The sequence below is a fragment of the Kribbella swartbergensis genome, from assembly GCF_054784135.1.
On record NZ_BAAGPM010000014.1, the window covers coordinates 577,701 to 602,350 of the forward strand.

Here is a 24,650-nt window from a genome sequence, read left to right on the forward strand (position 1 = left end):
GACAACAAACAACCCTTGATGGAGAACCTCCCATGACTGCTCGGATGACCAACCCCGCCATGCTGCTGCCCGACGCCACCAAGGGCGTGCAGAACATCTTCAAGGCCGTCCACAAAGGCGGCGTGTCGCAGACCATCCTCGAACTCGTCCACCTGCGGGCCAGCCAGATCAACGGGTGCGGGCCGTGCGTGTACGGCGGGGTGAAGTCGGCGCAGAAGAACGGTGAGAGCGACGAGCGGCTGTTCCAGGTCGTCGCGTGGCGCGAGTGCGACCTGTTCACCGACGCCGAACGGGCCGCGCTCGCGCTGACCGAGGCCGCGACCCGGATCGCCGACCGGCCGGACGCGGTGACCGACGAGATCTGGGCCGAGGCGGCCAAGCACTACGACGAGACCCAGCTCGCCGCGATCATCCTGATGATCGGGCTGACCAACCTGTTCAACCGGATCAACACCACCACCCGGGAGCCGGCCGGCGCGACCTGGTGATCGACTAGCGTGTCGACCGCGGAGATGTCGAGGTCGGCGTCGGCGTTCCGACGTACCCAGGACACCGGAACCGGAGGCACTGATGAAGTACATGCTGCTGATCTACGGGAACACCGAGACCTGGGACGCGCTCGACGCGGAGGGAAAGGACGCGGTGTACGACGCGCACCGCAAGCTGTTCGAGGAGATGCAGGCGAACGGTGAGTTCGTCGCCTCCGACGGGCTCACCACCGCGAGTGCACGGGTGGTCCGGGTGCAGGACGGCGTACCCGCGGTGACCGACGGGCCGTTCACCGAGGCGAAGGAAGTGCTGGCCGGGTACTACCTGGTCGACTGCAGTCTGGAGCGGGCGACCGAGCTCGCGGCCAAACTGCCGGAAGCCCGGTTCTCGCCGATCGAGGTCCGTGCCCTGACCGATCCGATGCCGGACAAAGATTAGGGCTGCTCCAGGGACTTGCCGGCCTCAGCTGGGCGTTGACACCTGAGACCGGCGAGTCACTGACTCAGCCCTTGTGTTCAGCTGGGGTCGGTCGACGCGAGGATGACCCCACCTGAGGCGGGTTGATCACCCATCCCCCGGCCACCCCGGACGAACACGGTGGCGCCCCGCTCCGGCGCCGCAGCGCCCTCGCCGAGTCGCAGCGTGGTGGTCATGCCGTTGCTCAACCGCAGCACCGCCACGCGTCGCGGTTTCACCGACGGGATCGACGAGGTCACCTCGTGGATGCCGGTGCAGACCGCCGGTTGGATCGAAGCCCGCCCGAGCCCTGCCTTGCCGTGACTCCTCACATCACGGCACTGCTCGGCGAGCTTTGTCATCGCTGACACACTTCCCCCTTCTCCTCATCGTTACCCCCGAGTGTTGGACGGACCGACTGCCGGCAGGACGCAGCAGTCGCTCACTCCCCCGTCCTTCCCGCACCCGGAAACGACGCGGAAGTGATCAGGGAAGCCTTGCTGAGAGTGACGACGTTTTCAAGGGATCGTGACAGGAATCCCGCGCACTGAAATCGCTGTCCAGCTTTGCTGTCCACCGAAACGCACGCCCACCGAAGGGAGTGGTTCTACTGGCCGCCGAAGCCGGTGGTGGCGATTCCCTTGATGATCTGGCGCTGGAAGAAGAGGAACACCACGACCAGTGGGAGTGCCGCCAGGATCGCCGAGGCCATGTTCTGCGCGTACTGCAGGCCGTACGCGCTCTTCACGGTCTGCAGGCCGACCGGCAACGTCATCAGGTCCGCGTCGGTGGTGACGATGAACGGCCAGAGGAAATTGTTCCAGGCACCGATGAACACGAAGATCGCCACCGCGGCGAGAATCGGCCGTGACAGCGGCAGGACGACCGACCAGAACACCCGCAGCCGGTTCGCGCCGTCGACCCGCGCGGCGTCCTCGAGTTCGACCGGGATCTGGTCGAAGAAACGTTTGAGGATGAGCACCATCGCCGGTGCGAACGCCTGCGGCAGGATGATCCCCCAGTAGGTGTCGACCAGGTCGAAGGCGAGCATCTGCCGGAACAGCGGGACGATCAGCAGCTGTGGCGGGATGATGATGGCCGCGATGATCGCGGCGTACAGCCAGCGCCGGCCGCGGAAGTCGATCCGCGAGAACGCGTACCCGGCCAGCGCCGAGGTCGCCACCGTGATGAAGGTGATGGCGACCGAGGTGATCAGGCTGTTCCACGCCCACGCCGGGATGTTGCCGGCGGACAGCACCTTCCGGTAGGCGTCGAAGCTGAAGCCGTCCGGTGGAGTCAGCGTGATCGTCGACGCTCCCGCGTCGGCCTCGCTCTTCAGCGACGTCAGCACCGCCCAGGCGAACGGCACCAGCCAGGTCGCGGCGAGGAACGCCAGCACCAGCAGCGCGACCATCCTGGACACGCTCCACGGATTCTCGCCAGGTTTGTGCCCTTGTTTGATTCCACGGCTCAACGTGTAGGTGCTCATGACACACTCCGGCGGTTGATCAGCTTGTACTGCGCGATCGACACCAGCACGATGATCGCGAAGAACAGGTAGGAGATGGCCGACGAGTAGCCGAACCGGTAGCCGGTGAAGCCGGACTCGTAGATGTACTGCACGATCGACCGGGTCGAGCCGGCCGGCCCGCCGTTGGTGAGCATGTAGATCTGGTCGAAGACCTTCAGCGACGCGAGGATCTGCAGGGTCACGATCAGCGCGGTCGTCGGGGCCAGTTGCGGGATCACGATCGAGAACAGCTGCCGCCACTTGCCGGCGCCGTCGATCGCGGCCGCCTCGAACTGCTGCTCCGGGATGTTCTGCAAGGCGGCCAGGTACAGCAGGAAGTTGAACCCGATCGTCCACCACAAGGTGGTGACCACGACCGAGATCATCGCCACGTTCGGATCCTGCAGCCACGCCACCGGCGCGATCCCGAACTCGGCGAGCACCCCGTTGATCAGCCCGAGCTTCGGGTTGTACATCCAGTTCCAGAACATCACCACGACGGTCGAGGCGAGCAGGTACGGCATGAAGAACGACAGCCGCCACAGCCAGCGCCCCGGTAGGCCGAGGTTCACCAGCAATGCGAAGGCGAGCGAGAGGACGACGAGTGGAATCGTGCTCAGCACCGTGAACCACACGGTGTTGCCGAGCGAACGCCACATGTCCGGATCGCGCAATGCCTCGGTGTAGTTGGCGAAGCCGAGCAGTTCCCCACCCGATCCGGTGAGCGTCGCACCGGTGAAACTCAGGTAGAGCCCGTACAACGCCGGCACGACGAGGAAGAGCACGAACAGTACGGCGAACGGCGCCGCGAACGCCCATCCGGTCATGGTCTCCCCACGCCGGGCCCGGGCCCGGCCGGAATCGGGGCCAGCGGCAACGACCGGCGCACCGGCCGCTGGACTGTCGATGGCGGTCGACATCGGTGACTCTCCTCTCACACCGGTTGCGGACGGTCGAGCAGCACGTTCAGCCGCCTCACGAAACCCTCGAACCCGGCCGCCGGATCCCCGCTGCCCAGGTAGACGTTCTGCACGTTCTCCGCGAAGTACTTGTGGAAGTCGCTGCCCGCTCCGCCGAACCAGGCGTCCGGGTCGTAGTTCACGTACGCCGGGATGTCCGCGTAGTTCGACTGCGGTTTCAGGTCCTGATACTCCGCGCTCCGCACCACCGGCTGGTACGCCGGGATGTGGCCGGCACCGGCCCACTTCACCGACCGCTTCAGGATCTCCGCGACCATTCGGTACACGTGCCTGCGGCGCTCCGGCGACACCTTCGACTGGCGTGGCAGCACGAACGTGTGCGAGTCGGCGTACGCGGCGTCGGTGCCGAACAGGGTCGGGATCGGCTGGGCGTCGAACGGCAGTTTCGCGTCCTTGATGACCGGCAACTCCCAGACGCCACCGAAGAGGAGTCCGCTCTCGCCGTGCAGGAACTCGCTGGTCGCCGTACCGCCGTCACCGCTGCGGCTGGCGATGGTGTCGTCGAGCAGCGAGCGGACGAACGTGAGCGTCTTGACCGCCGCGGCCTCGTCCACCTGTGCCTGCTGACCGGGCACCAACCTGATGTCGGCGCCCAGCTGCCGGTAGAACGTGTAGAACAGTCGCCACATCTGTGAGCCGTCGCCGAGATAGCCGTACGACAACCCGTGCTTTCCGGTCACCTTCTGCAGCTTCGACGCGACCTCGGTGAACTCCTCCGGGCTCTTCATCGTCCGCAGCGCGTCCGTGACTCCGGCCTTCGCGGCGTGCTCGGTGTTGTAGTAGAGCACGAACGGGTGCGTGTCGAGCGCGATCGAGTAGAGCTTCCCGTCGTAGATGCCCTTCTGCCACACCAGCGGCGGGAAGTCGCTCTCGCGGATCCCGGCCTCGGCGAGCAGGTCGAGGTCCCACGGCTCCAGCAGACCGCCCGGCGCGTAGCCGGCGATCCGGGACGCATGCATGATCGCGAGATCCGGGGCACGTCCGCCGGCCGAGGCCATCGCCAACTTGGTGTAGTAGGGCGGTCCCCAGGCGAGCACCGTCTGGGTGGCCCGAAAGCCGAGGTTCAGGGCGTTGACGGCGTCCACCAGGCCCGCCATCACGATGCCGTCACCACCGGTCATCAGGTGCCAGTAACTGAGGTCGGTCGCCGGTCGGGACGCACTCGGCGCGCAGCCGAGCAGCATTCCGCCACCGGCGAGCGCCGCGGCTCCGTGGAGCAAGCGGCGCCGGGAAAGCAACGACCGGGGCGGTGGCGTCGGAGAAAAGTCTGATCTGGCCATTCGGTCTCCTTGGGCGGGCGGGACCGATCATTACATCGTTAGAACGTGCCGACAAGACTCCTCTGTGTAGTTCTTTGAGGAAATTTGTGGATCAGCGTGCGGTACTGGCCCGTTCGATGATGCGGTGCGGGATGATCACCCGCCGGGGCGCGGCGTCCTTGTCGGCCATCCGCTCGGCCAGCAGGTCGAGGGCGGACCGGACGAACTCCCGCCGGTCGAAGTCGACCGTGGTCAGCGGCGGGATCATGAACTGACTCTCGAGGATGTTGTCGAACCCCGCGACCAGGGTCTGCTCCGGTACGGCGACGCCCGCCGCCCACAACGCCGACAACGTGCCCGACGCGACGGTGTCGGTGAAGCAGAAGAAGGCGTCCGGCAACTCGTGCTCGGTCAGGTACTTCCCGACCACGGTCGCCGCACCCTCCGGCCGCCACCGATCCAGGTTGATCTCGAGCGCCGGGTCGTGCGGTACGCCGGCTTCGTCGAGCGCCTGCCGATACCCCGCCGTACGCAACCTGGACGCCGCGGTCCCCGGCGCATCGGCCGCCCCACCGAGGACGCCGACACCGCTCGACCCGCGCGGAATCTCCGGCGTACCGACCGCCGCGATCCGCCGGCATCCCCGGGCCAGCAGGTGTTTCGTCATGTCCCGCGCCGCGGCCACATTGTCGATCGCGACCTGACTCACGACATCCTGGTCGACGTCGCCGATGAGTACGACGGGCGGCAGCGGGCCGGCCGTGGTCACTGCGCTGTCACCCAGGTTCACCGGGTTGAGGATCAGGCCGTCGACCAGGTAGGCGCGTGCCTTGGACAGCAGTTCGAACTCGCGGTCCGGCTCGGCGGCGGTCTGTTCGATCTGCACACCCCAGCCGCGTTCGTGGGCCAGTTCGACGACGAGATGGGTGATCTCCGCGGAGTACGGCCGCAGCAGGTCCGGCAGTGCGAGCGCGATCATGCCGGAGCGGCCGTTGCGCAGCCCGCGGGCGCTCATGTTGGGAACGTAGTCGAGTTCGTCGAGAGCCTGCTCGACCCGCGCACGTGTCTCCGGCCGGACGTACACGACACCGTTGATGACGTTCGACACCGTCTTCGGGGACACCCCGGCCAGTCTGGCGACATCTTTGACGGTGGCACGCATGCCGCCATTGTCACACCTGGCCACGTTGTCAGGAATTCAGCGGGTGATCAGTGCCCCGCGCGTCACGTGCCGCACCTGGCCGCCCGCAAACCTTCGTGGGACGTATAAGCTTTTCGCCGCACGGCAAACGGCGGCGTCGGAGACAAGTTCATACGGACGGTTCAATGTCACAATTGAAGGATGCCTGCTACCGAATCGACCGGGTGCGCCGGTCCCACGGCCGCCGACAGCCATGACGTCATCCAGGTGCGGGGAGCCCGCGAGAACAACCTCAGCGGTGTCTCGCTGGACATCCCCAAGCGCCGGCTCACCGTCTTCACCGGGGTCTCCGGCTCCGGCAAGTCTTCGCTCGTCTTCGACACCATCGCCGCCGAGTCACAGCGGCTGATCAACGAGACCTACTCCGCCTTCGCGCAGAACTTCCTGCCCAGCCGCAGCCGTCCCGACGTCGATGCGCTGCGCAACCTTTCCGCCGCGATCATCGTCGACCAGGAGCGGATCGGGGCCAACTCCCGGTCCACGGTCGGTACGGCGACCGACGCCCACACCATGCTCCGCGTCCTGTTCAGCCGGGCCGGGACGCCGTACGTCGGACCGCCCTCCGCGTTCAGCTTCAACCTGGCCGAGGGCATGTGCCCAGAGTGTGAAGGGCTCGGCCGGACCACCGAGTTCGAGCTCGACGAGCTCGTCGACCGGGACAAGAGCCTGAACCAGGGCGCGATCAAGGCGCCCGGGTACGCGGTCGACAGCTGGCACTGGCAGCTGATGGCCACCACCGGGCTGTTCGATCCCGACCTTCCGCTCAGGGACTACCCGGCCGACAGCTGGGAGCGGTTCCTGTACCAGGAGCCGACCAAGGTCAAGGTCGGCAAGAGCAACCTGACCTTCGAGGGGCTGGTCTCGAAACTGAGGCGCAGCTTTCTGAGCAAGGACCGCGAGTCGATGCAGAGCCACCTGCGCGCCTTCGCCGACCGGGCGATCCGGCAGGCGACCTGTCCGGCCTGCGGCGGCACCCGGCTGAACGAGGCGGCCCGCTCGGCGAGGATCGCCGGCCGGACCATCGCCGAGTGCTCGGCGATGCAGATCAGTGACCTCGCCGAGTTCGTTGCCGGCCTCAACCTTCCGGGCGTCGGGCCGATGCTCGACGGGTTGCGGGAGACGCTGGACTCGATGGTCACGATCGGGCTCGGTTACCTGAGCCTGGATCGCGAGTCGTCCACTTTGTCCGGCGGTGAGGCCCAGCGGGTCAAACTGGTCCGGCATCTCGGATCGAGCCTGGCCGATGTCACCTACGTCTTCGACGAGCCGACCGTCGGGCTGCATCCGCACGACATCCAGCGGATGAACGACCTGCTCCTGCAACTGCGGGACAAGGGCAACACGGTGCTGGTGGTCGAGCACAAGCCGGAGACGATCCGGATCGCCGACCACATCGTCGACCTCGGACCCGGTGCCGGGCCGGCGGGTGGCCGGTTGTGCTACGCCGGTGATCTCGACGGCCTGAAGAAGTCCGGCACGTTGACCGGCCGCTATCTGGACCACCGGGTCGACGTCCGGGACGACGTACGGCGTCCGACCGGCACGCTGTCCATCGAGAACGCGACCCTGCACAACCTGCGGAATGTCAGCGTCGACATACCGCTGGGCGTGCTGACCGTGGTCACCGGTGTCGCGGGATCGGGGAAGAGTTCACTGATCCACGGCTCGCTGGCCGGACGCGACGGCGTGATCGTCGCCGGCCAGGAGCCGATCCGCGGGTCGAAGCGGAGCAATCCGGCGACGTACACCGGTTTGCTGGATCCGATCCGGGCCGAGTTCGCCAAGGCGAACAACGTGCAGCCGGGACTGTTCAGCGCCAACTCGGTGGGCGCCTGCAAGACCTGCAAGGGCATCGGTCTGGTCTACACCGATCTGGCCATGATGGCCGACGTCGCGTCGGTCTGCGAGGACTGCGACGGCGCGCGGTTCACCGCGGAGGTGCTGGCCTATCGGCTGCGCGGCAAGAACATCGGCGAAGTACTGCGGATGACCGTGACCGAAGCCCGCGAGTTCTTCACTCGCGGGCCGGCCCGGAGCATCCTCGACCGGCTGTCGACCGTCGGCCTCGGGTACATCGGTCTCGGCCAGCCGCTCACCACGCTGTCCGGTGGCGAGCGCCAGCGGCTGAAGCTGGCCATCAACATGGGCAAGACAGGTTCGGTGTACATCCTCGACGAGCCGACCACAGGTCTGCACCTGGCCGACGTCGACCAACTGCTGGCGATGCTCGACACACTCGTGGACGAGGGCAACACAGTCATCGTCATCGAGCACCACCAAGCGGTCATGGCGCACGCCGACTGGCTGATCGACGTCGGGCCGGGCGCGGGCCACGACGGCGGGCGTGTCGTCTTCACCGGCACACCCGCCGATCTGGTCGAGAGCAGCCCGACCCTGACCGCGGAACACCTACGCCGATACGTCGCGGGTGACTAGCTCGGCGGCCAGGGCCTCGATCAGGTCGTGCCAGGCATCGAGGTAGTCGGCGGCGGGGCCGGTCTGGGCAAGCACCAGGCGGGCTCCGCCGTTGCCGTCCCGGAGCGTCCAGCTCACGTCGCCCTGTGACCAGGTGTAGGTCAGCCGCTCGGGCTCGGCGACGCCGGTCACCGGTCCGGTATCAATGCCTTTGGCAACGAATCCGGACGGCGGTGGACTGCCGACGGTCGCGGTGGCCGCACCCGACAGCAGCTGCCAGACCAGCTCCTTCGGCCGGACGAGTTGCCGTTCGAACCGGACTCCCCCGTCCTCGAGTACGACGCCCTGGTCGAGGCCGAACACCTTGGCGAAATGCTCGTGCAGCTCGGCGTAGTCCTTCTCCGGCAGCGCCGATCCGCCGAGCACCTGCTCCAGAGCGTCCATGCACAGGAGCCAGCCGCCGGCGAAACTCGCCGACCCCGGCCGGTCGTCGTACGTCGCGGTCAGGTGCAACGTGCACCCGCCGCCGGACGGGATCAGCTCCCAGCGGAGCACCTCGTCGCCCCAGGTGTACTCGATCAGGCGCGGCGGGTCGTACGCGCGGATCACCCCGCGGCTCTGCTCGTCGACCGGCGCGCCGGGATCCTCCTCGAACGTGAACGTGATCGGCCCGTCCAGCCGCAGGTCCAGTTCGACCGCGGCCGGGAACCACCCGGCCAGCTGGGCGGGCTCGGTGATCGCCCGCCAGACCTTCTCGACCGGATGCCGCAGTTCGCGTCGCATCCGCAGGACGGTCCGGCCGTTCTCCGTGCTCAAGGTCTCGGTCATGAGCCCATATATACCCGATGAGGCATATACGATCAACCGCCGAACCGGGCCACGTCCTCGAGCTCCGCCGCGAGTGCGGCCGACTCGGGACCGGGCTCGAACAGCTGGTACGACCGGTCGGCGTGCCGCCACGATCCGATCACCCGGCCGGCCTCGACGATGGCCGGCCGCAGCATGCCGCCGCCGGGATGGATGTGTCTGCGGTACTCCTCGGCCAGCGCGTGCCGGCGGTCGTCGTACCCGAGCAGGTACGGGTCGAACTCCCCTAGCAGCCGCAGGTCCCGGCATCCCGGCAGGTCCTCGACCGCCGAGAACGCGACTCCCTCGACGTCGAAGGACAGCGTCGCGACGGCCTTCAAACCCTTGCGGGCCATCGGCACGGGCAGACCCGACCACGTGGCGAAATCGCGTGCCGTAGCAGGCCCGTACGCGATGAGGTAGCGCCGAGCGACTTCCTCGAGATCGCCTTCGAGTGCCAGCGGTTGCCCCAGCCAGTCGCGGACAGCGACCCACGTCTCGTGCTTGTCGTGTCCCGGCCCGTAACACACCCGGCCGAGCAGCCCCGCGTTCCGGATCAGCGCATACACCTGCTGCCCCTTCGGCTCCGCGATCAGCCCTGCCTTCACCAGTACGCCGGCCAGACCCGAGCGAGTCGTCGGGCCGTTGGCGAGCAGGTGCTCCTCGATCAAGTCGGCCGCTTCGGACCGGATCGCGCCGGTCAGGCCGAGTTCGCCGTACCGGCGTTCGGTGTCCTTGACGAGTTTCGGGCCGAGCAGACCGAGTAACGGGCCGGCGTGTTCGGTCGCGACGAGTTGGAGCGTGCCGCGCATGAACCAGCCGCGGACGACGGTCCGGTCCAACTCCTGAGCACGGGGCACGTCGGCGAAGGTGGTCGCGGTCGAGCGGGCCCGGACGGCGTACGCGGCGCCGCGCCACGCCTGTGCCTGCAGTCCCCCCGTCCGGCGCACGACGTCGGCCACCCCTCCGGGGCCGGCCTCGTCCGCCGGACGTGCCAGGCAGTTGGCCTGCGACCGAGCCGCCAGGAGCCAGTCCACAGACCTCCGTGCCACCCCAGCATGACACCACGAACCGGCGCTCCGCGCAGCCCCAATTGATGGGTCCACTCACGAAACCGGGGGCCGGCCCCCGGGATTCGGGTGGCCAACCCCGGTCCGGTGGGTCAGCCAGGCAGCTCTGAGACGGGTCAGGTGAGGGCGGGCTGGACGAGGTTGGCGTAGGCGGTCTGGCCGGCGACGTTCGGGTGGTAGGACTCGCTGACCGGGTTGGACAGGCCGTTGATCCACTCCGGACTGCCGCAGACGGCGTGGCCGATGAAGTGCTCGGTCGGGTTGACGAAGCCGAAGCCGGCCGCGCTCGCGGAGGCGGCGATCTTGGAGTTGAGCAGGTCGGCGGTCTGGTTCAGCCGGGTCATCTCGGTCGGACTGAAGAACGTCCCCGCGTTGCAGTCGATGCCGTTGAACAGGCGCGGATAGCCGACCACGATGACCCGGGCGGACGTGGCCTTGCTCTTGATCGTCCCGTACAGGCCGTTCAGCCGGCCGGGCAGCGTGTTGTTGATGAACGACTGGGCGTTGTTGATCGCGCCGGTGCAGTCGGCGAGCCAGGACGGCTTGGCGCACTCGGTGATCACGGTGGAGAACCCGGCATCGTTGCCACCGACCTGGACGGTGACCAGTTCGATGCCGCTGTTCAGCGCGCCGACCTGCTTGGTGCTCACGTCGGCGACGCGGGCGCCGGAGCAGGCGACGAAGGTCAGGTTCGCGCCGATCCGGGTGGCGTCGACGTACGGGTATGCCTTCAGCGAGCGCTGACAGGAGCCGCTCTCCGTGGTGTAGCTCCGGGTGCCGACCCCCGAGGCGTACGAGTCACCGAGGGCGACGTAGTCGGGGGCGGCGGCGTGGGCGACACCGGGGCTGAGGAGCATCGCGGTTCCGAGGGCCGCGGCGGACAGCAAGCTGGCGATGGACTTCATGGGGCGGACCGCCTTTGCATGTGTACGAGGGGTGGCGACGGAAGTACTGATTGTCACCATCGCTGACCCGCGAGTAACACGCAAGAGGCTGGTAAGAAATTCACCACCGGTTGCCGATTCCGGTAGACCCCGTTTCCGCTGAGGCGTCCCAGGACGCGGGCAGCCGTCAGCCCTTGCGCTCGGGTCCGGGCACGGACAGCGGGTCGAAGCCGTAGGGCAGTTCCAGCCGGTGCGCACTCATCAGGTCGGCGTCACTGAGCAGGTCCCGGGTCTTGCCATCGGCAACGATTCTGCCGCCGTCCATCAGCAGGCTTCGCTCGCACAGCTGCAGCGCGTACGGCAGGTCGTGAGTGATCATCAGCAGCGTCACGTCGAGGCCGGCCAGGATGTCGGCGAGTTCCCGCCGGGCGGCCGGGTCGAGGTTGCTCGACGGCTCGTCCAGGACCAGCACCTCCGGCCGCATCGCCAGGACCGTCGCCACCGCCACCCGCCGGCGCTGGCCGAAGGACAGATGGTGCGGCGCGAGGTCCGCGTGATCCTGCATCCCGACCTGGACCAGTGCCTCGTGCACCCGCTCGTCCAGCTCCGCTCCCCGCAGCCCGAGGTTCGCCGGGCCGAACGCGACGTCGTCCCGCACGGTCGGCATGAACAACTGGTCGTCCGGGTCCTGGAACACCAGGCCGACCTTCCGCCGTACCTCGGGAAGGTGCTCGCGGTGCAGGTCGGTGCCGCCGAGCTGGATCCGGCCGCTGCCGGTCCCGCCGGCCACCGAGCCGAGGATCCCGTTGAGGTGCAGCACCAGCGTGGTCTTCCCGGCGCCGTTGGGGCCGAGCAGCGCGACCCGCTCACCGCGCTGGACGGTGAAGTCGACGCCGTACAGCGCCTGCCGTCCGTCGGGATAGGCGAAGACAAGACGCTCGACATGGATCGCGGGACCGTTCACAGGGCGGCCACTCTAGCGGCGACTGCGATGAGCACCGCGGTCAGGGAGATCGCCAGCCCCTCGAGCCACTGGGCCGACGTCGCGCCGGCGGAACTCAGCAACGGCATCCGGCCCGTGTAGCCGCGCGACCGCATGGCCAGGTGCACCCGTTCACCCCGCTCGAAACTGCGGACGAACAGCGCGCCCACTCCCCCGGCGACCGCCTTGAGATGGCCGGCCCGGCCGCCGGTGTAGCCACGCGACTCGCGGGCGATCCGCATCCGATGCAGGTCGTCGGACACGACGCTCAGATACCGCACCATGAACGACAGGATCGCGACCAGCGTGGACGGCAGCCGCAACCGCTCGAGCCCGGCCAGCAACTCACGCGGCCCGGTCGTCGCCGACAACAGGATCGCGGCGACCACACCGAGCGTGCCCTTCGCGAGCACGTTCCACGCCCCGAGTACGCCGGACTCGGACAGTTCCAGCCCGAGTACGTCGACCCGCGGCCCGGTCGCGACGAACGGGAGCAGCAGCGCGAACACGATGAACGGCGTCTCGACCGTGAGCCGCCGCGTCACCACCAGCGGGGGCAGCTTTGCCACGACCACGGCGGCCAGGAGCATCCCGGCGTACAGACCGAACGCCCAGAAGACCGAGGCGGGTGTGGAGACGACAGCGAGGACGAAGACGAACAGCGCAACGATCTTCACCTGCGCCGGAATGCGGTGAACCCGGCTGTCCACCGCGACGAGAAGACCGTCACCACTCATGAAGCCCGGTTTGCGCGGAGCGAGGCCAGCTTGGCGATCGCCAGGCCGACGACGATGGTGACGAGAACGCCGATGATGCCGGCGAGCGCACCGGAGACCTGGGCGTTTCCGATACCGCTGACGCCGTAGTCGGCCAGCGGACTGCCCGCGACCGCGGAGTCCTTGGCCGCGCCGTCGAAGCCCAGCGAGGCGCCGACGAACTCGAGTCCGTCGGGATGCGCGCTCGCGAACAGGCTGAGACCACCGGCCACCAGGAGCGTGACCGCGACCCCGACGCCGAGGGTCCGGCCGGCCGGCTTGGCCGCGATCGGCCTGTCCGGTGACACGGTCGAGGTGTTGCCGTCGGCATCGACCAGGACAAGGTCCCGCTGCAGGTGACGCGCGGCGTACACCAGGTCGGGGCGGGTCGCGACGACCGCACTCAGCACGGCGGCGCTGATGACCGCCTCACCGATACCGATCAGGACGTGCCAGCCGACCATCGCGGTCGTGAGCTTCCCGAGCGGGATGTCGACCGCGCCGCCGATCGCGTACAGCCCGGTGAACGCCAAGGCGGCGACCGGCACCGACACGAGCGCGCCGAGCGTCGCGGCCGGCACCACACTGCCCATCTTCCGCGGCAGCACCTGCAGGACCGCGCGGGTCAGGATGTAGCCGGCCAGCACGGTGACCACGCCCATCAGCGTGATGTTCGTGCCGAGCGCGGTCAGGCCGCCGTCGGCGAACAGCAGACCTTGGACGAGAAGCACGGTCGACATCACCAGTACGGCTGACCACGGGCCGACCAGGGCCGCGGCCAGCGCGCCACCGAGCAGGTGACCGCTCGTCCCCGCACCGACCGGGAAGTTCACCATCTGCACCGCGAACACGAACGCCGCGGTCAGGCCGGCCAGCGCCGGCCCGGTCTCGCGGATCTCCCGGTTCGCCCGCTGCAGGCTGAATCCGACCGCACCGGCCGCGATCAGACCGGTGGCGATGGACGTCGGTGCGTCGAAGAAGCCGTCAGGAACATGCACGTGCACATTCTTGATCTTGTTGCGACCGGATCGCAACAAGGCGTCTCACAACTGCTTGAGGGCGTCCCCGATCGCACGGTGGAACGTCGGGTAGGCGTAAATGAGCTGTTGCAGTGAGTGAACGGGAACCGCCGCGTGGACCGCGACCGCGAGCGCGCCGAGCACCTCGCCACCGGTCGGTCCGGCGCTCGTCGCGCCCACCAGGACGCCACGCTCGCTGTCCACCACGAGCTTGACGAACCCCTCGTTGCCGGCCTTGTGGATCCAGCCGCGGGACGACGACGGGATCTGGCTCGACCCGATCTTCACGTCGAGCCCGGCCTCGCGCGCCTGCTTCTCGGTCATTCCGACCGCGCCGATCTCCGGATCGGTGAAGGTCACCCGCGGCATCGCGTGGTAGCTCGCCACCGGTGCGTCGGCGCTGCCGAGGATGTCGAACACCGCGACGTTGGCCTGGTACATCGCGTTGTGCGTGAACGCGCCGACACCGGTGACGTCGCCGACCGCCCACACGCCGTCCGCGGCCCGGACGTGCTCGTCGACGTCGATCCGCCGCGCCTCGGGGTCGAGGCCGATCTTGTCCAGACCGAGTGCCTTGATGTCGACCCGGCGTCCCGTTGCCACTAGCAACTTCTCACCGGCGACCGTGGCGCCGTCGTCCAGGGTGACCGTGAAGGTGCCGTCGACGTACACGACCTGCCTGGCGTGCACGCCGGTGTGGAAGGTGACGCCGTCGCGCTCGAGCGCCTCGCGGGCGAGCTGACCGGACTCCGGCTCCTCCATCGGCAGCACCTGGCCGGCGCCCTCGACGACGGTCACCTCGACGCCGAACCGGGCGAACACCTGGGTCAGTTCCAGCCCGACCGCGCCGCCGCCCAGCACCACGATCGAGGCGGGCAGCGTTTCCACCTCGATCGCTTCGTGGTTCGTCCAGTACGGCGTACCGGCCAGACCGTCGATCGGCGGGATCGCCGGGACGGTCCCGGTCGCGATCACGATGCCGCGGGACGCCTCGAACTCCCGATCGCCCGCCTTCACCGTCCCGGGCGCGGTGATGGTGCCGCGCTCACGCAGGAACGTGACGCCCTTCTTCTCCAGCCGGTCGACCGCGACCTGGTCGTTCCAGGTGTCGGTCGCCTCCTCGCGGATCCGCTTGGCCACCGGCGCCCAGTCCGGCCGGACGGTCGCCGTACCGGCCATGCCGTCCACCCGGCGGGTCTCGGCGATCAGGTTCGCGGCCCGGATCATCATCTTGCTGGGGATGCAGCCCCAGTACGGGCATTCGCCGCCGACCAGCCGCGGGTCCAGGCCGACCACGGTGAGGCCGGCCTCAGCCAGCCGTCCCGCCGTCTCCTCGCCACCCACGCCGAGTCCGATCACGACCACGTCCACCTGTTCAGCCATGCCGACCAATCTCCCAGACCGGCCCGACCCCGCCAAGCCCACCCCCCGTCCGTCATCGCGCGGTAAGAACCCGTTCACCGGCCCTGGAGAGCGTTCCCGTGCCGGCCGGTTTCTGCGGTTAGGGTGCAGACATGTACGTGATCGCGCACCTCAGTGACCCGCATCTCGACGGCTCGGAGGAGGCACGCTCACGGCTGCGGCGGGTCACGTCGTACCTGCGCGAGTTCCGCCGGCCGGTGGACGTCGTCCTGGTGACCGGTGACCTGGCCGACCACGGGCTGGAGGCCGAGTACGCCGAACTGGCCGCCGAGCTGAAGCTGGACGTGCCGGTGCTGGTGTTGCCGGGCAACCATGACGTGAGCGGTCCACTCCGCGCGGGTCTGGCGTCGTACGTCGACTCGCCGGGCGCGGACCATCCGGTCCACCAGGTGCGCGAGGTCGCGGGTGCGCGCTTCGTCCTGGTCGACAGCACCGTGCCCGGTGAGGACCACGGCCTGCTGTCCGACGAGTCACTCGTGTGGCTGGACGGTGTACTTCGCGAGTCCTTCGACGGCCCGGTGTTCGTGGCCTTCCACCACCCGCCGCTGGACTTGCACCACCCGGTGATGGACCAGTGGATGCTGCGATCCCGGGACGCCTTCGAGGCGGTCCTGACCGGAAAGCCGATCACCGCACTGCTCACCGGGCATGTCCACAACGCCATCGTCACCACCTTCGCCGGACACCCCGTTCTCGGCGCTCCGGGCATCCGCTCGACCGTGCCCCTCCCGTTCGAGCCGGAGCCGCCCGGCGGCGGCCTCGTCGACACCACAGCGCACCCGGGTCTCGCTTTGCACGTGCACATCCCCGGCGAACTCCTTCAGACCGTCTACCGGTTCCCCCTCTGATGACGCGCCAGTTCGTGGTCCGGCCGATCGGCCGGGTGGAGTCGGTGCTCAGGACCCGCGACGAGGCCCCACGGCAGCCCGACGAGGGTGCGCCCAGCGCCTGGCTGGTGTTCGACGAGTCGGTCCGCGACGGCCTGCGCGACCTCGGTGCCGGCGACGAGATCATCGTCATCACCTGGTTCGACCGTGCCGACCGGGACGTGCTCAGGGTCCATCCACGGGACGACCGGAGCCGGCCGGAGACCGGAGTCTTCAGCACCCGCTCCCCCGACCGCCCCAACCCGCTCGGTCTCCATCGCGTCACCGTCGTCGCGACCGACGAACTGCGTCTCCAGGTCGATCACCTGGAAGCCCTCGACGACACCCCGATCGTCGACGTCAAACCCGTCCTCGGAGACATCGCCGAGCGGTAGTTGACCTCAACTCGGTTGAAGTTCAAGACTGCCTCGCACGCCGTACTCCTACTCCTCACCGCCGTCCTGGCCGCGAAGTTCCTGTCCAGAGCCGGTTGAGAGGTGGCCGCGGATGTAGAGGAGTTGGGGGACCTCGCGCCAGACCGGGGTGTCTTGGGGTGGTTCTCGAAGCTGGTCGATGACCAGGCCGGCGGCGTTGAGGGTGTTGACGTAGGTGCTGAGGGTCCGGTGGTAGGCACCGACCGGTAGGGCGTCGCGGTGGACGCCAGGGCCGTCCCAGTAGCCCTCGACGAAGTACTTGCCGACCGTGCGCCTGACGCTGTGGTCGACGTGGTCGACGATCTCGCCGGTTGCGGGTGTCTTGAAGCACGGATGCGTGATCGCGACGACGTACCAGCCGCCGGGCTCGAGGACGCGGGCCATGGACCGCAGGGCTGCGTCCAGGTCCGGGATGTCCATCAACGACATGTAGCAGACGACCCCGTCGAACGAGTCGGTCGCGAGTCCGTCCAGCGTGTGCGCATCGCCATGCCGGTACGAGATGCCCAGAGGTTCGGTCTCCTCGTGTTGCCGGGCCCTCTCGAGCAGCTTCTCGGACAGGTCGACGCCGGTGACGACGGCACCTTGGCCGGCGAGGTAGCGCGCTTCGCGACCCTGGCCGCACGCCACCACGCAGACCTCCTGGCCTGCCACGTCTCCGGTCAGTTCGATGAAAGTCGAGTCGTCGAGCGCCGAGCCCGCTCCGACCCACTCGTCGTACTCCGCGGCCACATCGTCGTACCTGGATCTCATGCTGCTCCCACGAACAAGCCGGACGTCCGGTTCCGGGGTTCTGCCGCTAGGAGACAGCCGGCTTGCCGAACTCCCAGTGCCACGGCTCCTCGCGGCTGCCGCCCTGGTCCGCCCACGACGGATGGACCCAGCCGAACTGGGCCGCGTGCGTCTTCATCCAGCGGTACTGCGCCGTGCCGAAGCGATCCACACCGCCACAGAGGTCAACAGCCACGCCCCAGCCGTGGTTCGACGTGCCGGGCAACGCGGCGAGTGAAGGCTTGCGGGCGTAGAGGCTGACCTGGGACGCGTACGAGCGGTACGAGTCGGTGATGCACAGCGTCCTGCCGAACTCGGCCCGGTAGGCACGAGCCAGTTGCAGGTAAGCGGCCGCGGCGTCACACCGCAGCATGTGGCCGGAGCCCAGCGCGCACAGCTTGCCGGCGGGGATCATGCCGTTGCTGTATCCACCCCACCCGACGGTCGCGCTACCGGTCGCCAGGAATGGCATGGGGTTGACCGGGTCTCCGCCGAGGCGGACCTCGAAGTGCAGATGCGGACCGGTCGAGTTGCCCTCCGAGCCGACCGTCCCGATGCGCTGTCCGGCGGTGACCTGCGTACCGTCGGCCACGTCCACGGAGCTCAGGTGTGCGTACCACGTCTCGAGCCCGTTGCCGTGGTCGACGCGCACCAGGTTGCCGGCCCACGCCGGCCGCTCGACCCGGACGACACCGGACGTCACGGCGCGGACTGGCGTACCGACCGCGGCCGGGAAGTCCTGGCCGGTGTGGTACCCGCTCGACCACATCGAGCCGGCCTGACCGTACGACGTACCGATCTCGTAGGTGCCGTCGGCGAGCGGCCAGGTCCAGGAGCCGGTCCCGACGTTGTACGACGTCGCCGTGTTGCCACACCGGAACGCGTACGCCTCCGACGTCGCCACCGGCGCGACCTGAGCCTTCACCGGTTTGCCCAGTGTCGGGCGCAGAGCGGCGTACAGGTTGTCCGGGACCCGCGTGACCACGACCGCGCCCTTGGCCTCGTCGGCGGCGATCATCTCGCCGTTGTCGAGGGCGACGCCGATGTGAACCAGGCCGAGTGACCTGCTGCCCATCACCAGGAGGTCGCCCGGCTGGATCTGAGACGCCGGCACCGCCTGATAGTTCGGGTACACCTTGCCGACCAGGTTCGGAAGGGTCGTGTACGGCTGCCAGGCGACCCGGGCCGCACCGAGGCAGCCGTAGCTGTCCGGGCCGGTCGCGGCGACGCCGTACGGCTTGCCGAGCAGGCTGAAGGCCTGGTTCACCGCCCGGATCGTCTCAGCGGGCAGCACCCGAACGGCCCGGCCGCCCTGCACCACGGACGCAGCACCGGCCACCGGCGCGCCGGCAGCTGTCAGGGGCTGGAACCCGCGCGGGAGCTTGGCAGGGTTCTTCAGTACGGCGGCCGCCGGCGGGGTGATCCTGGCCGTCGTCAACTCGGTCAGGTAGGCCTTCCAGCGCGCGAGAGCCTGCTGGTTCCGGGCCAGCTGCAACTGCTTCGAGAGCGCGGACGCACCGTCGAGGTCGGCGAACTGGCTCTCCATCATCAGCGACGCGTCGGCAGCCTTCTGCTGCACCTCTTGACTGAGCTGCTTGGCCTTGGCCGCGGCCTCGTTCGCCGCGGCCCGCTTGCCCGCGGCCTCCGACTTCGCCTTGCCCGCTTCGTTCTCGGCGGCCATCGCGGTCTGGTACTGCGTGACCTGCGTACTGCCGAGCTGCTGGATGGCGGTCTGCCGGTCGGCGATCTCCTGCAGGTTCTCCGCGACCGGGGCGAGCGACCACAGCATCGACTCGGCGCCGAGCACGGTCGGGATGCCGGTCTGATAGGCCTGCGCGGTCAGCAACCCGAGCCGCCGGCGCTCCACCTCCGCCCTGCCCTTCGACGCGGACGCCAGGGACTCCGCCTGCTTGGCCGCGGCCTCCGCGGTCTGCGCGGCCTTCAGCGCGTTCGTGTAGGCGATCGTGGCCTTGGCGAAATCGGCCTGGACGGCGGCTGCCTCGGCCTGGAGCTGCTCCAGCGACCGGTTCACGTCGGTCACCGACGCCGGAGGCGGTGGGGTGGGGTCGTCGGCGTACGCGGGCAGCGCGAACACCGTGAGCAGTGTGCCGAGTGCCGCCAACCGCAGCCCCCGACGGCTCCCCACAACCATCAGGCCCCCATCGTCGATCGCCTCACGCGAGCGCAGGAGGTGACGGCCCCGCGCCTGCCCCAGCGTAGGCGCGGAACGGTCCGCGCGGAACCCCGGCTCACAGACTGTGACCAACGGCGGGTCACGGTCGGCCGATCGTGACCGCGGGACGGCCGGTTCGGTGACCCCGGTCACGCTCGCGGCCGGGCGCCGTACCACTGCTCGGGACGGCTGGCGCGACCCACTAAAGTGCACTTCATGGCCTCGCACTTTGACGTTGTTGTCCTCGGCGCGGGTCCGGGTGGGTACGTCGCGGCGATCCGCGCCGCCCAGCTCGGGCTCAAGACCGCCATCATCGAGAAGAAGTACTGGGGCGGTGTCTGCCTGAACGTGGGCTGCATCCCGTCCAAGGCGCTGCTGCGCAACGCCGAGCTGGCGCACATCTTCCGCGCGGACGCGAAGACGTTCGGCATCAGCGGCGAGGTCAGCTTCGACTTCCCGACCGCGGTGCAGCGCAGCCGCAAGGTCGCGGACGGCCGGGTCAAGGGCGTCCACTTCCTGATGAAGAAGAACAACATCACCGAGTTCGACGGCTGGGGTTCGTTCACCGACGCCAACACCCTGGACGTCAGCCTGAACGACGGATCGTCGGAGACCGTCACCTTCGACAACTGCATCATCGCCACCGGCGCCACCACCAAGCTGCTGCCGGGCACCCAGCTGAGCGACCGCGTGGTGACCTACGAGGAGCAGATCCTCACCGAGGAGCTGCCCGGCTCGATCATCGTCGCCGGCGCCGGCGCGATCGGCGTCGAGTTCGCCTACGTGCTCGCCAACTACGGCGTGAAGGTCACCATCGTCGAGTTCCTGGACCGGATGGTGCCGCTGGAGGACGCCGAGGTGTCCAAGGAGCTGGCCCGCGCCTACAAGAAGCTCGGTGTCGACGTGCTCACCTCCACCCGGGTCGACGCGATCGACGACTCCGGCGACAAGGTCAAGGTCACCGTCACCGGCAAGGACGGCAACCAGCAGACGCTGGAGGCCGACAAGGTGCTGCAGGCGATCGGCTTCCAGCCGCGCGTGGACGGGTACGGCCTGGACAAGGCCGGCGTCAAGCTGACCGACCGCGGCGCGATCGACATCGACGGCTTCTGCCGCACCAACGTGCCGAACATCTTCGCCATCGGCGACGTGACCGCGAAGCTGATGCTCGCGCACGCGGCCGAGGCGATGGGGGTGATCGCGGCTGAGACCATCGCCGGGCACGAGACGATGGAACTCGACTACGTGATGATCCCGCGGGCGACGTTCTGCCAGCCGCAGGTGGCCAGCTTCGGCTACACCGAGGAGCAGGCCAAGGAGAAGGGGTACGACGTCAAGGTCGCGAAGTTCCCGTTCACCGCGAACGGCAAGGCGCACGGCCTCGGCGACGCCACCGGCTTCGTCAAGGTGATCAGCGACGCCAAGTACGGCGAACTGCTCGGCGCCCACCTGATCGGCCCCGAGGTCACCGAGCTGCTGCCCGAGCTGACCCTGGCGCAGAAGTGGGACCTGACCACCACGGAACTGGCCCGCAACGTGCACGCCCACCCCACCCTCAGCGAAGCCCTCCAAGAAGCCTTCCACGGCCTCGAAGGCCACATGATCAACTTCTGACCCGGCGGCGTCGGCTGACGCTCCCCCCACCCCATCCCGCAGGGCGGCGCCACTCCCGCCGCCGTGGGCTCGGCGGTGGGGGCATTCGGGGGGTTGTCCTGTGGTGTTGTCCCTTCTTCCATCGTGTATCGGGGGGAGAAGGGGCAAGTCGAGGGGTTCTCCGCTCGAATGCGCGGGGTGTGTCGGACGTGGGGTGGGACGGGATTGTTGCCGGAGCACGTACGCTGGGGGCGTGGCCGAGAAGAGGGGTTCCGACCGCACTGATCACAACTTCACGCTGGACGCTGACGACGACCGGTGGGAGTGGCGGCGGCGGATACGGGCGGATCCGAAGAAGCACCTGATCTACCGGATCGGTGTGGGGGTGGTGGGCGGGATACTGATCATCGCCGCGCCGTTGACCGGGTGGTTGCCCGGCCCCGGCGGCATCCCCTTGTTCATCGCGGGTCTCGCCGTCCTGGCCAGCGAGTTCGAGTGGGCCCAGCGCCTGCTGTTCAAGGTGAAGGACTGGGTCAAGGAACTCACCGCCTGGACCGGCAGGCAGCCGGCCTGGTTGAAGGCGCTCGGCACGCTGGCGCTGTTCCTGTGCGTGCTGGTCGTGATCTGGCTCTACCTGGCCGTGCTCGGGATCCCCGGCTGGTTCCCCGACTCGTGGGAGCTATTCCTGGACGAACTGCCGCTGCTCGACTGAGTAGTTGCGCAGTTCAACCAGATTGCTCACCTTCTCCCCCATCCTGAGCATCCGGTTCAGCAGGAACGGCTTCGACAGCAACCGGTTCCGCGCCGCGATGCCGAAACGGGTGCCTGGGGCAAGGAACTTCCCGGTCCGGTTCCCGCCGGACTGGGTCCTCGACACGGGCTTGCGCAACTGCGCCTCGTAACGCCGGTATGCCGCCCGGTAGTCACCGCCCGACGTGGCCAGCTCCCCGGCCAGGACGTACGCCGCGACGATCGCCGTACTCGTCCCCATCCCGCCGACCGTGGCGCCGTACCCGGCGTCGCCGAGCAGCACGACCCGGCCGGTCGACCAGCGGTCCACGTCCACCCGGCTGATCGAGTCGAAGTACAACTCCGTTGCCTCCGGCAACCCTGCGAGCAACTCCGGAACATGCCAGCCGAGGTCCGCGAAGGCCGACGAGATGATCGCCTTCTGCTGCTCGCTGTCCCGCCGGTCGTACGTCAGTGCCGGCGACTTGAACAGGAACATCGTCCCGGCCTTCCCCGGATCCCGCTGGTCCGCGCCGACACTCGCCAGCCGCCCCGGCACGTTGTACATCAGCGCGTCCCCGGAGATCCCGAGCGTGTTCGGCACGTCCCAGCCGGCGATGTAGTAGCCGAGGTGACGGACGTAGTCCTGCTCCGGCCCGAACGCCAGCCGGCGCACGATCGAGTGCAGCCCGTCGGCCCCGATCACCAGGTCGTACGTCTCCTCGATCCCGCTCTCGAACCGTACGTCGACCCCACCGGCATGCTCTGTCAGTCCCGCGATTGAGTCGCCGAACCGGTACGACGCCTTGTCACGCGAGTGCTCGTACAACACCCGGGACAGCTCCGACCGCAGTACCTCCAACTCTCCCCCGGCGAACTCACCGGGCAGCCGCAGCAACTGGCGGCCGGCCTCGTCCACGAACCGCATCGGACTCCCACCGGTCTGCCGCGCCCGGAGATCCTCGAGCACACCCATCCGGGAGAGCACCTCCAGGTTCACCGGCCCGCGGAAGTCGACCGCGTAGCCGCCCTCCCGCAGCGCCGGCGCGATCTCGACCACCGTCACGTCGTACCCGTACCGCCCCAGCCAGTGCGCCACCGCCGGACCGGCCACACTCGCACCCGACACCAGAACCTTCACGTCGCCTCCGTCACCCTAATTGTGTCCACCGGACACAGTAATGTGTATGGTAGACACAGTTCAAGCCCACGGGAGAGGACGTCATGACCGAACTGCTCTGGGGCCGGCAGCAGCCGCCGAGCCGCGGCCCGAAACTGGCCGTGACGCTGGCCGGCATCGCGGAGGCCGCGATCCGGATCGCCGACGCCGAAGGCCTCGACGCGGTCTCGATGCAGCGGGTCGCCGGCGCATTGCCGGTCACCAAGATGGCGCTGTACCGGCATGTCCCCGGCAAGACCGAGCTGGTCGCGGTGATGAGCGACCTGGCCATCGGGCCTCCGCCCGAGTACGGCGACCTGCCCTGGCGCGAGGCACTGAAGACCTGGGCTCTCGACCTCTACGCGGCGTTCGCCAGGCACCCGTGGCTGCTGCAGTCCACCGTCGGTCGCCGCTTGCTCGGGCCGAACGAGCTCGCCTGGATGGATCGCGGGATCGAGAAACTGGCCGATTCCGGACTCGACGGCAGCGAGCAGTTCGACTCGATCCTCGTCCTGGTCAGCCACGTCCGGAACCTCGCCCAGCAGACCATCACGACCGGACTGGCCGAGGACGACATCAACCGGGCCCTGGCCGAGATCCTCACCACCGAGGCCGCCCGGTTCCCCCACTTGGCCGCAGCACTGCGGACCGCCGACCGCAGTCCGAACCAGGGACTGGAGTTCGGTCTCGACCGGATCCTCGACGGCATCGAACTGTTGATCAGCGGGCGGAAGGACTGAGCCTCCGCGCGTTGAAACGTTGCCGGTACGCCGACGCGGTGAGCCCGTAGTGCGACTTGAATCGGCGGGCAAAGTAGTTCTGGTCCGGCCACCCGACCGACTCGCCGATCCGGCTGATCGGCAGGTCCGTGTGCAGCAACTGGTCGGCCGCGAGCTCGACCCGGTGCCGGTTCAGATACGCCATCGGCGGCAGTCCGGTCGCGGACTTGAACAACCGGACCAGATACCCCGGCGCGAGGTGCAACGCGTTGGCCAGATCGGTCAGCATCCACTGCCGCGCCGGGTCCGCCTCCATCATCCGCATCGCGTCCAGTACGGCGGGATGGGTCTGCTCCCCGAGTTCGTCGCGCTCGGCGACGGTCCGCGCCAGGCAACTCAGGTACAGCGACAACCAGCCGACCAGATCGCCGCGATGCCGGCTCGGTGACTGGTTGCGCAGCCGCCGCAGTTCCTCGAGGTGCACGAGCCCTTCCTTGAACGTCGCCGGGTCGAGGCGAGTGGTCAGCATGCCACGCCGCTGTGCCGAGAAAGGTCCAGTCCACAAGAGATATCCGAGCAGTGGATCCTCGCGGGTCCAGGCAAGTTCGCGCTGCACCAGGCCGGCCGCGAAGCAGCAGTTGTAGACCTGCAGCCCGCGGCACTCGTCGTACTGATGCCACACCCCCGGACGCAACAGGATGACGTCGCCGACCTCGAGTTGCTGCCGGCCGGCCAGGCTGTGGTGAACGCCCTCGCCGCCGGTGATCAGGGCGATCTCGAAGAAGCTGTGCGTGTGCAGCGGATGACTGTTCTCATGCAGGTGCGGGCCCGCGTGCACGAGCGTCCCTTCGACGAAGTGCAGCAGCGTCCCGCTGGTTGTCACCGGCTCGTCGGCCATGCCTCACGATACGCGCCAAG

At 68.5% G+C, this 24,650-nt stretch carries 24 protein-coding genes; 8 read left to right on the forward strand and 16 right to left on the reverse strand.

Annotation, left to right across the window (positions count from 1 at the left end):
* Positions 1-32 precede the first annotated feature (32 nt).
* Entirely contained in the window at positions 33-488 is a 456-nt protein-coding gene (locus ACYVOK_RS09750; protein WP_460661964.1) for a carboxymuconolactone decarboxylase family protein, read from the forward strand.
* Between the two features lie 82 nt (positions 489-570).
* On the forward strand, positions 571-927 hold the full coding sequence (locus ACYVOK_RS09755) for a YciI family protein (protein ID WP_460661965.1): 357 nt from the start codon (positions 571-573) through the stop codon (positions 925-927).
* A gap of 77 nt (positions 928-1,004) precedes the next feature.
* Here the strand turns inward: ACYVOK_RS09755 and ACYVOK_RS09760 are convergent, their stop codons facing one another.
* The 5 genes from ACYVOK_RS09760 to ACYVOK_RS09780 all read right to left on the reverse strand — a co-directional run bounded on the left by ACYVOK_RS09760 (position 1,005) and on the right by ACYVOK_RS09780 (position 5,856).
* Positions 1,005-1,316 carry a hypothetical protein gene (locus ACYVOK_RS09760; protein WP_460661966.1) on the reverse strand — a complete coding sequence of 104 codons (312 nt, stop codon included), beginning with the start codon at positions 1,314-1,316 and terminating at the stop codon, positions 1,005-1,007.
* 236 nt (positions 1,317-1,552) lie between these two features.
* Positions 1,553-2,359, reverse strand: a complete 807-nt coding sequence (locus ACYVOK_RS09765; protein ID WP_460662188.1) for a carbohydrate ABC transporter permease — start codon at positions 2,357-2,359, stop codon at positions 1,553-1,555.
* A 71-nt stretch (positions 2,360-2,430) separates the two neighbouring features.
* A complete protein-coding gene (locus tag ACYVOK_RS09770; RefSeq protein WP_460661967.1) occupies positions 2,431-3,375 on the reverse strand; it encodes a carbohydrate ABC transporter permease in 945 nt (314 codons plus the stop codon).
* A gap of 14 nt (positions 3,376-3,389) precedes the next feature.
* Positions 3,390-4,715: an extracellular solute-binding protein gene (locus ACYVOK_RS09775; RefSeq protein ID WP_460661968.1), complete on the reverse strand. Its 1,326-nt coding sequence runs from the start codon at positions 4,713-4,715 to the stop codon at positions 3,390-3,392.
* Between the two features lie 91 nt (positions 4,716-4,806).
* Entirely contained in the window at positions 4,807-5,856 is a 1,050-nt protein-coding gene (locus ACYVOK_RS09780; RefSeq protein WP_460661969.1) for a LacI family DNA-binding transcriptional regulator, read from the reverse strand.
* A 180-nt stretch (positions 5,857-6,036) separates the two neighbouring features.
* Between ACYVOK_RS09780 and ACYVOK_RS09785 the strand changes: the two genes are divergently transcribed.
* Positions 6,037-8,331 carry an ATP-binding cassette domain-containing protein gene (locus tag ACYVOK_RS09785; protein ID WP_460661970.1) on the forward strand — a complete coding sequence of 765 codons (2,295 nt, stop codon included), beginning with the start codon at positions 6,037-6,039 and terminating at the stop codon, positions 8,329-8,331.
* Here ACYVOK_RS09785 and ACYVOK_RS09790 read toward each other — a convergent pair.
* From ACYVOK_RS09790 to ACYVOK_RS09820, 7 genes are all read right to left on the reverse strand, one after another.
* Positions 8,305-9,138 carry an SRPBCC family protein gene (locus ACYVOK_RS09790; protein ID WP_460661971.1) on the reverse strand — a complete coding sequence of 278 codons (834 nt, stop codon included), beginning with the start codon at positions 9,136-9,138 and terminating at the stop codon, positions 8,305-8,307. The genes ACYVOK_RS09785 and ACYVOK_RS09790 overlap by 27 nt on opposite strands.
* 32 nt (positions 9,139-9,170) lie before the next feature.
* A complete protein-coding gene (locus tag ACYVOK_RS09795; protein WP_460661972.1) occupies positions 9,171-10,193 on the reverse strand; it encodes a winged helix DNA-binding domain-containing protein in 1,023 nt (340 codons plus the stop codon).
* A 149-nt stretch (positions 10,194-10,342) separates the two neighbouring features.
* Positions 10,343-11,131, reverse strand: a complete 789-nt coding sequence (locus tag ACYVOK_RS09800) for an SGNH/GDSL hydrolase family protein (protein WP_460661973.1) — start codon at positions 11,129-11,131, stop codon at positions 10,343-10,345.
* 166 nt (positions 11,132-11,297) lie between these two features.
* The gene (locus ACYVOK_RS09805; RefSeq protein ID WP_460661974.1) at positions 11,298-12,074 is read right to left on the reverse strand and encodes an energy-coupling factor ABC transporter ATP-binding protein; all 777 of its coding nucleotides are present in this window, start codon (positions 12,072-12,074) and stop codon (positions 11,298-11,300) included.
* On the reverse strand, positions 12,071-12,829 hold the full coding sequence (gene cbiQ, locus ACYVOK_RS09810) for a cobalt ECF transporter T component CbiQ (protein WP_460661975.1): 759 nt from the start codon (positions 12,827-12,829) through the stop codon (positions 12,071-12,073). The genes ACYVOK_RS09805 and cbiQ overlap by 4 nt, the downstream gene beginning before the upstream one ends.
* Positions 12,826-13,845, reverse strand: a complete 1,020-nt coding sequence (locus tag ACYVOK_RS09815) for an energy-coupling factor ABC transporter permease (protein ID WP_460661976.1) — start codon at positions 13,843-13,845, stop codon at positions 12,826-12,828. Before ACYVOK_RS09815 ends, cbiQ begins: the two co-directional genes overlap by 4 nt.
* 45 nt (positions 13,846-13,890) lie before the next feature.
* Complete coding sequence (locus ACYVOK_RS09820) at positions 13,891-15,249, reverse strand: dihydrolipoyl dehydrogenase family protein (protein ID WP_460661977.1); 1,359 nt, start codon at positions 15,247-15,249, stop codon at positions 13,891-13,893.
* Between the two features lie 131 nt (positions 15,250-15,380).
* Here ACYVOK_RS09820 and ACYVOK_RS09825 point away from each other — a divergent pair, with 131 nt between their 5' ends.
* Both ACYVOK_RS09825 and tsaA read left to right on the forward strand, forming a co-directional pair.
* Positions 15,381-16,136: a metallophosphoesterase gene (locus ACYVOK_RS09825; protein ID WP_460661978.1), complete on the forward strand. Its 756-nt coding sequence runs from the start codon at positions 15,381-15,383 to the stop codon at positions 16,134-16,136.
* Positions 16,136-16,549, forward strand: a complete 414-nt coding sequence (tsaA, locus tag ACYVOK_RS09830) for a tRNA (N6-threonylcarbamoyladenosine(37)-N6)-methyltransferase TrmO (protein ID WP_460661979.1) — start codon at positions 16,136-16,138, stop codon at positions 16,547-16,549. Before ACYVOK_RS09825 ends, tsaA begins: the two co-directional genes overlap by 1 nt.
* Positions 16,550-16,597: 48 nt before the next feature.
* Here tsaA and ACYVOK_RS09835 read toward each other — a convergent pair whose 3' ends face one another.
* The gene (locus tag ACYVOK_RS09835) at positions 16,598-17,341 is read right to left on the reverse strand and encodes a class I SAM-dependent methyltransferase (RefSeq protein WP_460661980.1); all 744 of its coding nucleotides are present in this window, start codon (positions 17,339-17,341) and stop codon (positions 16,598-16,600) included.
* A 46-nt stretch (positions 17,342-17,387) separates the two neighbouring features.
* Positions 17,388-19,511, reverse strand: a complete 2,124-nt coding sequence (locus ACYVOK_RS09840) for a peptidoglycan DD-metalloendopeptidase family protein (RefSeq protein WP_460661981.1) — start codon at positions 19,509-19,511, stop codon at positions 17,388-17,390.
* Between the two features lie 237 nt (positions 19,512-19,748).
* Here ACYVOK_RS09840 and lpdA point away from each other — a divergent pair, with 237 nt between their 5' ends.
* Positions 19,749-21,146 (forward strand): dihydrolipoyl dehydrogenase, encoded by a 1,398-nt coding sequence (gene lpdA / locus ACYVOK_RS09845; protein ID WP_460661982.1) that lies wholly within the window; start codon positions 19,749-19,751, stop codon positions 21,144-21,146.
* A 232-nt stretch (positions 21,147-21,378) separates the two neighbouring features.
* On the forward strand, positions 21,379-21,837 hold the full coding sequence (locus ACYVOK_RS09850) for a PGPGW domain-containing protein (protein WP_460661983.1): 459 nt from the start codon (positions 21,379-21,381) through the stop codon (positions 21,835-21,837).
* Here the strand turns inward: ACYVOK_RS09850 and ACYVOK_RS09855 are convergent.
* Positions 21,805-22,995: an FAD-dependent monooxygenase gene (locus tag ACYVOK_RS09855; RefSeq protein WP_460661984.1), complete on the reverse strand. Its 1,191-nt coding sequence runs from the start codon at positions 22,993-22,995 to the stop codon at positions 21,805-21,807. The genes ACYVOK_RS09850 and ACYVOK_RS09855 overlap by 33 nt on opposite strands.
* Before the next feature lie 83 nt (positions 22,996-23,078).
* Between ACYVOK_RS09855 and ACYVOK_RS09860 the strand changes: the two genes are divergently transcribed.
* Entirely contained in the window at positions 23,079-23,753 is a 675-nt protein-coding gene (locus tag ACYVOK_RS09860; protein WP_460661985.1) for a TetR/AcrR family transcriptional regulator, read from the forward strand.
* Here the strand turns inward: ACYVOK_RS09860 and ACYVOK_RS09865 are convergent.
* Positions 23,734-24,630 carry a helix-turn-helix transcriptional regulator gene (locus ACYVOK_RS09865; RefSeq protein WP_460661986.1) on the reverse strand — a complete coding sequence of 299 codons (897 nt, stop codon included), beginning with the start codon at positions 24,628-24,630 and terminating at the stop codon, positions 23,734-23,736. The genes ACYVOK_RS09860 and ACYVOK_RS09865 overlap by 20 nt on opposite strands.
* Between the last annotated feature and the right edge of the window lie 20 nt (positions 24,631-24,650).

Excerpts from the sequence above, each read along its gene's own strand:
- ACYVOK_RS09750 (WP_460661964.1), top strand. The coding sequence starts at position 33 with ATGACTGCTCGGATGACCAACCCCGCCATGCTGCTGCCCGACGCCACC.
- ACYVOK_RS09755 (WP_460661965.1), top strand. The coding sequence starts at position 571 with ATGAAGTACATGCTGCTGATCTACGGGAACACCGAGACCTGGGACGCG.
- ACYVOK_RS09765 (WP_460662188.1), bottom strand. The coding sequence starts at position 2,359 with ATGGTCGCGCTGCTGGTGCTGGCGTTCCTCGCCGCGACCTGGCTGGTG.
- ACYVOK_RS09770 (WP_460661967.1), bottom strand. The coding sequence starts at position 3,375 with ATGTCGACCGCCATCGACAGTCCAGCGGCCGGTGCGCCGGTCGTTGCC.
- ACYVOK_RS09775 (WP_460661968.1), bottom strand. The coding sequence starts at position 4,715 with ATGGCCAGATCAGACTTTTCTCCGACGCCACCGCCCCGGTCGTTGCTT.
- ACYVOK_RS09780 (WP_460661969.1), bottom strand. The coding sequence starts at position 5,856 with ATGCGTGCCACCGTCAAAGATGTCGCCAGACTGGCCGGGGTGTCCCCG.
- ACYVOK_RS09785 (WP_460661970.1), top strand. The coding sequence starts at position 6,037 with ATGCCTGCTACCGAATCGACCGGGTGCGCCGGTCCCACGGCCGCCGAC.
- ACYVOK_RS09790 (WP_460661971.1), bottom strand. The coding sequence starts at position 9,138 with ATGACCGAGACCTTGAGCACGGAGAACGGCCGGACCGTCCTGCGGATG.
- ACYVOK_RS09800 (WP_460661973.1), bottom strand. The coding sequence starts at position 11,131 with ATGAAGTCCATCGCCAGCTTGCTGTCCGCCGCGGCCCTCGGAACCGCG.
- cbiQ (WP_460661975.1), bottom strand. The coding sequence starts at position 12,829 with ATGAGTGGTGACGGTCTTCTCGTCGCGGTGGACAGCCGGGTTCACCGC.
- ACYVOK_RS09820 (WP_460661977.1), bottom strand. The coding sequence starts at position 15,249 with ATGGCTGAACAGGTGGACGTGGTCGTGATCGGACTCGGCGTGGGTGGC.
- ACYVOK_RS09825 (WP_460661978.1), top strand. The coding sequence starts at position 15,381 with ATGTACGTGATCGCGCACCTCAGTGACCCGCATCTCGACGGCTCGGAG.
- tsaA (WP_460661979.1), top strand. The coding sequence starts at position 16,136 with ATGACGCGCCAGTTCGTGGTCCGGCCGATCGGCCGGGTGGAGTCGGTG.
- ACYVOK_RS09835 (WP_460661980.1), bottom strand. The coding sequence starts at position 17,341 with ATGAGATCCAGGTACGACGATGTGGCCGCGGAGTACGACGAGTGGGTC.
- ACYVOK_RS09840 (WP_460661981.1), bottom strand. The coding sequence starts at position 19,511 with ATGGTTGTGGGGAGCCGTCGGGGGCTGCGGTTGGCGGCACTCGGCACA.
- lpdA (WP_460661982.1), top strand. The coding sequence starts at position 19,749 with ATGGCCTCGCACTTTGACGTTGTTGTCCTCGGCGCGGGTCCGGGTGGG.
- ACYVOK_RS09860 (WP_460661985.1), top strand. The coding sequence starts at position 23,079 with ATGACCGAACTGCTCTGGGGCCGGCAGCAGCCGCCGAGCCGCGGCCCG.
- ACYVOK_RS09865 (WP_460661986.1), bottom strand. The coding sequence starts at position 24,630 with ATGGCCGACGAGCCGGTGACAACCAGCGGGACGCTGCTGCACTTCGTC.